The organism is Roseivivax sp. GX 12232, assembly GCF_021272185.1.
In the GTDB taxonomy this organism is placed as follows: domain Bacteria; phylum Pseudomonadota; class Alphaproteobacteria; order Rhodobacterales; family Rhodobacteraceae; genus Roseivivax.
Window position 1 is genome coordinate 1 of the sequence record NZ_JAJSEC010000026.1, and the last position, 1718, is coordinate 1718.

Here is a 1718-nt window from a genome sequence, read left to right on the forward strand (position 1 = left end):
GCTCAGAAGTCATAGTCCAGCGCGATCGGGGCGCCACGGGGCAGCACCGGGTAGACGCGCCCCGCCTCGGGCGAGATCCTGAGATGCGCGCGGCGCGCGGCGGTGACCTCGAGCGCCGCGATTTCACCCAGATCTCCGGCCCGGAGCCGCGCGCGGGCGCTCTTGTCGCCGGTGCCGAAGTCCAGGCGCTGATCGGGCAGGGCGATCTCGGCCCCGCCTTTGGTGCAGCGGCCCGCCGGCAGATCCAGCCCGCCACCGGCCCGCGGTGCGCCACCCTGCCAAAGCAGCGTCACACCGCTGAGATCGGCGGCCTGCTCGCAGCTCCATGCGCCGGGGACGAGTGCTGCGAGCCCGGGCCCGGCGCGGCCCGAGAGGTCTTCGACGCCCAGCCGCCGCCAGTGCAGGCGCAGCCTGCCCGCGATCTCCGTACGCCCGCCCTCGAGCCGGATCTCTCCCAGAAAGCCGGGCCAGGGGCCCAGACCGGGGCGGGTGCGCCAGCTCAGCTGATGCCCGCTCGACAGCACCGCGCGCCCTTCGCGCAGCGAGCCGTAGAGCGCCTCGACCTGTGGTGGAAGATCGCGCGAAGATGTAAGGATCGTCACCGGAGCGAGATAAAGGAGCGCGCCGCCCAATGTGCCTAGACCCAGACCGGCCGCGAGCAGCCCGAGCCCCGCACGACCCAAGCCGCCCGGCCCCCGGCGGAGCCACCCGGCGCGGTCTTCTGAAGGGGGTTGCGGCGACATCCGTCTCTCTCCTCGCGGGTTGCGGCGTGACCGAGCGCCTGGCCGGGGCCGGCGGCTCGGAGGGCGCCGGACCGGGTCGGGCGGCGCTGCTGCTGCCTCTTTCGGGGGCGTCGGAGGGACTAGGCCAGATGCTGCGGAGCGCTGCAAGCCTCGGCGGCGGCCCAGGCATCGGCATCGACATCTTCGACAGCGGCTCGACCCCCGAGGATGCCGCCGCCGCGGCGCGCAATGCCGTGGACGCGGGCGCCAACATGCTGATCGGCCCGGTCTTCGGCGCCCAGGCGCGGGCGGTGGCCGGTGCCGTGCCAGGACGGGTGCCGGTGGTGAGCCTTTCGAACGACGGCTCGCTCGCGCAGGAGGATGTCTTCGTCTTCGGGATCACCCCGGCGCATTCGGTGCAGGCGGTCTTCAGCCTCGCCGCGCAGCGCAACCTGCGCGACCTGGCGATCATCGTGCCCCCCGGGGCCTATGGCGCGCAATCGGTGGCCGCCGCCCAGGAAATCGCGCCACGCCTCGGGCTGAACCTGCGCGCGCCCATCGTCACCGAGGCGCCCGCGGGCATCGGCGCCGCCCTGGCCGATGGCGGGGGCAGGCCCGACGCGGTCTATCTTCCGGCGGCCGATGCGACGCTTGCGCCCTTCGCCCGGGCGCTGGCGGGCCAGGACATCCAGCTTATCGGCTCGACGCAGTGGTCCGCGCTCGATCTCGAAAGCGACCCGGCCTTCGACGGCGCCTGGTTCGCGGCCCCGGACCCGCTGCGCTTTGCGCCCTTCCGCGACGCCTTCGCCGAGGCCACCGGCCAGAGCGCGGGGATTATCGCGGGGCTGGCCTATGACGGCACCGAGCTCGCGCGGGTGCTGGGCCAGCGCGGCGCGCAATCGCGGCGCGGCCTTCTGGACGAGGACGGCTTCTCGGGCGTACTCGGCCCCTACCGGTTCCTGTCCTCGGGACTTTGCCAGCGGGGCTTGGCGGTCC

Annotated in this window: 2 protein-coding genes; one reads left to right on the plus strand and one right to left on the minus strand. The window is 73.9% G+C overall.

Going from position 1 to position 1718, the window contains the following annotated elements:
* Nucleotides 1-2 precede the first annotated feature (2 nt).
* Nucleotides 3-632 carry a hypothetical protein gene (locus LR948_RS18705; RefSeq protein WP_232755667.1) on the minus strand — a complete coding sequence of 210 codons (630 nt, stop codon included), beginning with the start codon at nucleotides 630-632 and terminating at the stop codon, nucleotides 3-5.
* Between the two features lie 239 nt (nucleotides 633-871).
* On the opposite strand from LR948_RS18705, the gene LR948_RS18710 reads away from it, so the two are divergent.
* Nucleotides 872-1718: penicillin-binding protein activator (locus tag LR948_RS18710; protein WP_232755672.1), on the plus strand; the 847-nt coding region annotated here is incomplete at its 3' end.